7 protein-coding genes are annotated in these 6943 nt (G+C 63.1%); 3 read left to right on the top strand and 4 right to left on the bottom strand.

What is annotated here, in order from left to right:
* Positions 1-221: 221 nt before the first annotated feature.
* The gene (gene def, locus AC0GUR_RS15075) at positions 222-761 is read right to left on the bottom strand and encodes a peptide deformylase (RefSeq protein WP_472878308.1); all 540 of its coding nucleotides are present in this window, start codon (positions 759-761) and stop codon (positions 222-224) included.
* A 203-nt stretch (positions 762-964) separates the two neighbouring features.
* Between def and AC0GUR_RS15070 the strand changes: the two genes are divergently transcribed.
* The 3 genes from AC0GUR_RS15070 (at position 965) to AC0GUR_RS15060 (ending at position 4186) form a co-directional block, all read left to right on the top strand.
* Entirely contained in the window at positions 965-3040 is a 2076-nt protein-coding gene (locus tag AC0GUR_RS15070) for a carbon starvation CstA family protein (protein WP_472878307.1), read from the top strand.
* An 11-nt stretch (positions 3041-3051) separates the two neighbouring features.
* The gene (locus AC0GUR_RS15065; RefSeq protein WP_472878306.1) at positions 3052-3246 is read left to right on the top strand and encodes a YbdD/YjiX family protein; all 195 of its coding nucleotides are present in this window, start codon (positions 3052-3054) and stop codon (positions 3244-3246) included.
* A gap of 424 nt (positions 3247-3670) precedes the next feature.
* Positions 3671-4186 carry a DUF2127 domain-containing protein gene (locus AC0GUR_RS15060; protein WP_472878305.1) on the top strand — a complete coding sequence of 172 codons (516 nt, stop codon included), beginning with the start codon at positions 3671-3673 and terminating at the stop codon, positions 4184-4186.
* 105 nt (positions 4187-4291) lie between these two features.
* On the opposite strand, the gene AC0GUR_RS15055 is transcribed toward AC0GUR_RS15060, so the two are convergent.
* From AC0GUR_RS15055 to AC0GUR_RS15045, 3 genes are read right to left on the bottom strand one after another with little or no spacing between them, the layout of a single operon-like run.
* Positions 4292-5191, bottom strand: a complete 900-nt coding sequence (locus AC0GUR_RS15055) for a DMT family transporter (protein WP_472878304.1) — start codon at positions 5189-5191, stop codon at positions 4292-4294.
* Positions 5188-6138, bottom strand: coding sequence for a glycosyltransferase (locus AC0GUR_RS15050; protein WP_472878303.1), 951 nt, complete (start codon positions 6136-6138; stop codon positions 5188-5190). Before AC0GUR_RS15050 ends, AC0GUR_RS15055 begins: the two co-directional genes overlap by 4 nt.
* A 21-nt stretch (positions 6139-6159) precedes the next feature.
* Positions 6160-6912 (bottom strand): hypothetical protein, encoded by a 753-nt coding sequence (locus AC0GUR_RS15045; RefSeq protein WP_472878302.1) that lies wholly within the window; start codon positions 6910-6912, stop codon positions 6160-6162.
* Between the last annotated feature and the right edge of the window lie 31 nt (positions 6913-6943).

Raw genomic sequence — 6943 nt, 5'->3', positions numbered from 1 at the left:
AAAGAAAAGTGACCCGGCCTCCGGCAGGAGGTCGGAAGCCCGCCGTCCCACGGGGACTAGCTTTGCGTCGCAGGCGAACCAGGTCGCCGTATCGCGACAACCAAGCGAAAAGTCACTAGATCCCGGCCTTCGCCGGGATGACGGTGAGGGGAACACGCGTGTTCGCGAGCATCCACCCCTCACCACAACCCTCTCCCCAAAGGGGGTGAGGGAGAAAAACATCACTCATCCACCCCCGCATCCATCCCCGGAAATAACACCTCAGTAAACCCAAACTTACTGAAATCCGTGATCCGCGAAGGATACAAACGCCCGATCAAGTGATCGCACTCGTGCTGCACCACCCGCGCATGAAACCCCTCCGCCGTGCGATCAATCCGCCCGCCCTTCGGGTCCAAGCCCTGATAACGGATCAACGTATAGCGGTTCACCGCACCACGCAGCCCAGGCACGGACAGGCACCCTTCCCACCCCTCCTCCATGTCTTGCGACAAGGGCGTAATCGCCGGATTGAGCAGAATGGTGCGCGGCACCGCCGGCGCGTCCGGGTAGCGTTCGGATTGGTCGAAGCCGAAGATCACCAGTTGCAGGTCCACGCCAATCTGCGGCGCCGCCAGGCCCACGCCACCGGCGTCCTGCATGGTGTCGAACATGTCGGCGATCAGGGCATCGAGTTCGGCTGTGCCGAACATCGCGTCCGGTACCGGGGGCGCGACCCAAAGCAGTCGCGGGTCACCCATCTTCAAAATCTCGCGGATCATGAAAAACCTCGCCTTGTCATTGACTTGGCACGCTTGCGGGAAGCACTGCCACGTTCTCCAGTGTACGCGCGGGGCATGTCGATGGCGTGTGCCCGGGACGGGCGGCCATTCGACCAATAGCTAATATCCGTCGGCGCATAATGGCATTGACCACCGGGTCGGCCGAGACGACCCTTGCCTGGGACTGTCCAGGAGCTACGCGTATGCATACCGCTGTCGTTAAGCCAAGCCCAGCAGGGAAGGTTCTGTGGGCTGTCATTGCCATCATAGGGGCCTGGTGCCTGAGCGTGGTGGCCCTGCGTCGGGGTGAACCCATCAACGCCATCTGGGTAGTCGCCGCCGCCATTTCGGTGTTCGTGATCGGCTACCGGTTCTACGGCAAGTTCGTCAACGACAAAGTGCTGCGCATGGACCCGAGCCGGGCCACGCCAGCGGTGTTGCGCAACGACGGTCTGGATTATGTGCCGACCGACAAATGGGTGGTATTTGGTCACCACTTCGCAGCCATCGCCGGTGCGGGCCCGCTGGTGGGACCGGTGCTGGCGGCCCAGATGGGTTATTTGCCGGGCACGCTGTGGATTCTGTTCGGCGTGGTGTTTGCTGGCGCCGTGCAGGACTTCATGATCCTCGGCCTCTCGGTGCGTCGCGACGGCCGCTCGCTGGGCAATATGTTGCGCGATGAGCTCGGGCCGGTGGCTGGCGTGGTCGCCATGTTCGGCGTGCTGGTGCTGATGATGATCGTGCTGGCGGTGCTGGCGCTGGTGGTGGTGAAGGCGCTGACGCATAGCCCGTGGGGCACGTTTACCGTGGCCGCCACCATCCCGATCGCGCTGTTGATGGGCATTTACCTGCGCTGGCTGCGTCCGGGCAAGATTCTCGAGGTGTCGATCATCGGCCTGATCTTGCTGCTGACAGCGATCTGGGGTGGCAAGTACGTGGCTGACTCGGCCGTCTGGTCGGCGGCCTTCAATTTCGACGCCAAGGCGCTGGCCTGGTTGCTGATCGCCTATGGCTTCTGTGCGTCGGTGCTGCCGGTGTGGCTGCTGCTGGCGCCGCGCGATTACCTGTCCACCTTCCTGAAGATCGGCACCATCCTGCTGCTGGCGCTGGCCATCTTCCTGGCTGCGCCGACCATGCAGATGCCGGCCCTCACCAAGTTCATTGACGGCACCGGCCCGGTGTTCCAGGGCAACTTGTTCCCGTTCCTGTTCATCACCATCGCCTGCGGCGCGGTATCGGGCTGGCATTCGATCATCGCCTCAGGCACCACGCCCAAGCTGCTGGCCAGCGAAGGCGAGGCACGCATGGTGGGTTACGGCGGCATGTTGATGGAGGCCTTCGTCGCCATCATGGCGCTGGTGGCTGCCGCGTCGCTGCACCCGGGCGTGTACTTCGCCATGAACTCGCCTTCGGCACTGATCGGCACCACCGCGCAGGATGCGGCCACCGCGATCAGCCAGTGGGGCTTCGTGGTGACGCCGGACGAGCTGCTCAACACCGCGAAGAACATTGGTGAAACAAGCATTCTCAGCCGTGCGGGTGGCGCACCGACCTTGGCGGTGGGCATGGCCCAGCTGCTGCACGGCATCATTCCCGGCGAAGGCATGATGGCGTTCTGGTACCACTACGCGATCTTGTTCGAAGCGCTGTTCATCCTTACGACGGTGGATGCCGGTACGCGCGTGGGCCGCTTCATGATCCAGGAGATCGCCGGCCTCGTTTACAAGCCGCTGCAGCACACTGAATCGTGGACCGGCAATCTGCTGGCCACCGCCATCTGCGTGGGTCTGTGGGGTTACTTCCTGTACCAGGGCGCGGTGGATCCGCTGGGTGGCATCAACACGCTGTGGCCCTTGTTCGGCATTGCCAACCAGATGTTGGCCGCTGTCGCGCTGATGCTGGCCACGGTAGTGACGGTGAAACTCAAGCGCGAGCGTTATGTGTGGGTGCCGGGTATTCCGGCATGCTGGCTGGTGGTGTGCACGTTGACCGCTGGTTTTGAGAAGCTGTGGGGCCCGATCAGCTTTACGGCTGCCGCCCAGAAGTACCAGCAGGCACTGGATGCTCACCAATTGTTGGCGCCAGCCAAGACCGTCGAGGAAATGCAGCGCATCATCACCAACAACAATGTGGACGCCATACTCACCGGCATCTTCATCCTGCTCATACTCACCATGCTCGGCTTTGCCATTGCTGCGATCGTGAAGGCATGGGGCATCAACCACGCGACAGCGCAAGAAGAGCCGTACGTGGCATTGGCCAATGTGACCACCCATTGAGGGTTGCGAACATGAACGCGAACCTGCAGATCTTCTGGAAGTGGGCGGTGCAAACCGCCCGCCTCAGCTGCGGCATTCCGGATTACGACGTGTACGTGAAGCACCTGCGCGAGCACCATCCGGACCGCCCGGTACCGAGCTACAAGGAGTTTTTCCGCGAACGGCAGATCGCCCGCTACAAGGGTACGGGCGGGCGCTGCTGCTAGTACCGCCATTTTGTTCAGGCAAAGGCCACGCCCCGCTCGAGGTGTGGCCTTTTGCGGTAGGGCGACACTGACTAAGTATCGCCGTCGTCACCAGCCCTGTCTGTTCGCAGGCCACAGGGGCCTTGGCGAACGCAGACTGGCCGTCTGTCGAGCCAAGGGACCGAAGGCGTGCGGACAGACAGGGCTGGCCCCACCTACTGATTTTTGAATGTTGGGGTGATGTCTGGAAGGCCCGCAGGCGGCGCCGCGCGGCTTGGCAAGACGGCCAGTCTTCCCTGCGCCACGCAGCACAACCTGCGGGCCTTCCAGACATCATGACGACGGCGATACTTAATCAGTGTCGCCCTAACAATGGGACTGGGCTTTCACCGACGTTCCTATCATCATCACGCGACGACCCTGCAGGCCCCACTGCGCGTTACCCATGACCGAACACCATCACCACCCTCACCTGCAGCCTTCTTCGGAAATTGAAGCCCAGCACAGCCTGGGTCTGCGCATCATCGCCATCTACAAGGCGGTGAAAACGGTCTGCCTCATACTGGTGGCGGCGTTTGCATTTCACCTGGATCGTGAGCAGAACTTCGAAAAACTGGTGCACTGGCTGGAGCACCTGTCGCTGACCGACAGCAATGGCCTGCGCTGGAAGTTGGTAGGGATGCTGCAGGAATTGGGCCCAAGCAAGTTCGTGGCGATCGGGCTGGTCGCGCTCGCCTATGCGGCGATTTTCGCCACCGAAGGCACCGGGCTGTGGCTGCGCAAACACTGGGCGGAATGGTTCACGGTGATTGCCACCAGCTCGCTGATTCCGCTGGAGTTCTACGAAACGTTGTTTCACTTCACGTGGCTGAAGCTGGGTGCGCTGCTCGCCAACATTGCCATCGTGATTTATCTGGTGCGCATTGCCTTGCAGCCACACCCGCCCAAGCGCAAGGATTGAAGCAGGCTCCCCTGTAGGAGCGCACTTGTGCGCGATCGCAGAACACCGACTTCACCGCGCTCTAGGTCTGTCGCGCACAAGTGCGCTCCTACAAAAAAGCAGTAGCTACACTTCGTGGTGTAACCCTTCCGCCTTCACCGCAGCGCTGCGCGGTGCCAGCTCCACCAGATACATCGCGGCCAGCACCAACGCACCGCCGGCAAGCATGCGCCACGTCAGCGCGTCATGACCGAAGGTCACTGCAAAACCTGCAGCAAACACCGGCTCCAGCGTCATTACGATGGCGGCGCGCGTAGGCGACAAATGCGCCTGCGCCCAGGTCTGCACCAGCATCGCGCCCGCTCCAGCGATCAATGCCATGTAGAGCACTGCTGCCCAGGCGCCGGTGTCGGGCGGCAGTGTGGGGCCGGCGGGCAACGTCGCCAGCGTGCACACCGCTGCGATCACCAGCATCTGCACGGTGGAAAGCGCAAACGCACTACCTGGCCGCGACCACGCGCCAAGCCCCACGATATGCAAGCCGTAGAGCGCCGCCGAAGCGAGCGTCAGCCATACGCCGTAATCGATGCTCAGCCCACGCAGCGCAAGCAAACCGAGGCCGCCCACCGACAGCAGCACGGCAATCCAGGTTACCGACGGCAATCGCTGGCGCAACAACACCGTGCCAAGCAGCGGCGTAAACACCACGTACATACCGGTAACGAAGCCGCTGATGCTGGCCGAGGTATGTTCCAGCCCGGAGGTCTGCAGCAACTGGGCGATGCCGTAGATGAAGCCCAGCGCCAGCCCTTGCACCCATTCGCGACGGCTCAGCCGAAACAGCGGTCGATGGAACAGCACCACCATCGCCAGCGCGGCGATGAGAAAGCGCACCGCGAGGAAGTCGGCCACCGGCATCCGCGCCACCAGATCCTTGATCAGGAAAAAGGTGGAGCCCCAGACGGCCGTAACGGCCATCAGTCCCAACGTTGCGAAGTTGGCGGCGCGCTTCGCCGTCGGGCTCATGCCACGCCCTTTTTGCTCTCGACTTTGCGCCGGGCAAGCCGCAGCAGCTGCCCCGGAATCTGCAACAGGAAATGCGTCCAGATACCCATCCACACCAACGCCGCCAGCATCGGCTTGCGCGCATCCGGGTCAAACTTGCGGAACCAGCGCCACATGCCGCGATGCTTGTGGCGACTGACAAACACCGGGCGATGGCGGCTCGAGCTGCCCTTGCCGTGCAGCACACGCACGTCACCGGCAAGCAATACCTTATAGCCGGCATCGCGCACGCGGCGGCACAGGTCCAGGTCTTCGCAGTGCAGAAAATAGGCTTCGTCGAAGCCCGCGAGGTAGTTGAACACACGGCGCGGCAACAGCATCAACGCACCCGATACGGCTTCCGCCTCCACCAGCTCGTGCGGCATCGGGCCCTCGATATTGACGCCCTCACCTCCACGGTTGAACAGCGTGTTCAAGGACCGCCGGAGCAAAGGATCGCGTCGGTACGATGCCGGATCGGGCACGCCGCCTTCGTCGCACACCACCGCGCCGATGACGCCCGCGCGCGGATGCGTGACCAGAATTTCCAACAGGCGATGCAGCTCGGTTGTGTCGATCAGGCAGTCCGGATTGAGCACCAGCAGCGACTGCCCTTGCGCCTGCGCCGCGCCCCGGTTCACCGCCGGGCCAAAGCCCAGATTGGCATGGTTGTAGACAACGCGCAGGCGCGCATCGTTTTCGTGTGCCCGTGCGATCGCCTGCGGAATGCCGTCCGCCGACGCGTTGTCGACCAGAATCATTTCCAGCGGCACTTCGCAGGCGAGCACCCGGCGCACGCAATCGCGCAACGTCGGGCCGCTGTCGGCAGCCACCACGACGACGCTGACCGGCAGCACGGAAGACAAGGAAGCAGAAGCGTCGGTATTCACAGCATCCAGTATGCGCAAGGCGCCTGTTGTCTCAAACATTCACTGCCACAGCGGAGCCAGCTAACGTCGCCGCCCCTGGCCCAGTACCTCATGCACAGGCGCCGGCACACCTTCACTGCCTCGCGCCAGCCATGGTTGCTCACCTTCCCAACCGCTGAGCTGCCAACCCATCAGGCGATGCACATGATCGCCTCGCCGATCCCACAACACTTCGCCACGTCCGCCCGGAAGGTTGGCGGCAAACCATTGCCCACCGGGCCCGAAGCAGCAACGCGGACTGGCCTTGTCGATCACCCGCCCTTCCGCGAACACGTACCGCCCGCGACCGTTGCCGTTGCTCTCGAACCGCACAGGATCGCCCGCCGGGTCCACAAACTCGCCAGCCACCTCGTTCCAGCTCACCCGAGCCAGCTCGATGATATGCACCGGCGGTCCTACCGGTGCCAGCGCCAGCTCGCTCCATTCCGGCGATGCGCTGCCCGCCGTCGAGCGGCGCACGCGATGGTCCAGCAACGACTCCATCAGCGCCACCAGCGAGAAACCCACCAGAGCACCGAGCAAGGCCGCGCCCCAGGCCAACAGGTCACCGCCCAACGCGCGCTGCACGGCGAACAACAGACCGGGCAAGCCCCAACGCAAGCCACGCCGGCAAAGCTCGGCGTAGTGCACGATGCGCCGATCGAAGGCAATCGCACCCACCGCCAGCAGCACCACCACCGATAAACCTGACCACCAGGGCATCAGTGCAACCAGTACGGTCCACACTGCCGATGGCAGTACCCGCGCAAACCAACGTGCGACGGGAGTGGCCACGCTAGGAAGAAAACCCAGCGCGGCCGCCCAT

The organism is Dyella sp. PARNA 12/25, from assembly GCF_055702865.1.
Note: the sequence above shows the minus strand (reverse complement) of the source record. Positions and strands in the feature narration are given on the sequence as shown.

What these genes read in the sequence shown, in the direction of transcription:
- def (WP_472878308.1), bottom strand. Translation starts at nt 761, where the DNA reads ATGATCCGCGAGATTTTGAAGATGGGTGACCCGCGACTGCTTTGGGTC.
- AC0GUR_RS15070 (WP_472878307.1), top strand. Translation starts at nt 965, where the DNA reads ATGCATACCGCTGTCGTTAAGCCAAGCCCAGCAGGGAAGGTTCTGTGG.
- AC0GUR_RS15065 (WP_472878306.1), top strand. Translation starts at nt 3,052, where the DNA reads ATGAACGCGAACCTGCAGATCTTCTGGAAGTGGGCGGTGCAAACCGCC.
- AC0GUR_RS15060 (WP_472878305.1), top strand. Translation starts at nt 3,671, where the DNA reads ATGACCGAACACCATCACCACCCTCACCTGCAGCCTTCTTCGGAAATT.
- AC0GUR_RS15055 (WP_472878304.1), bottom strand. Translation starts at nt 5,191, where the DNA reads ATGAGCCCGACGGCGAAGCGCGCCGCCAACTTCGCAACGTTGGGACTG.
- AC0GUR_RS15050 (WP_472878303.1), bottom strand. Translation starts at nt 6,138, where the DNA reads ATGTTTGAGACAACAGGCGCCTTGCGCATACTGGATGCTGTGAATACC.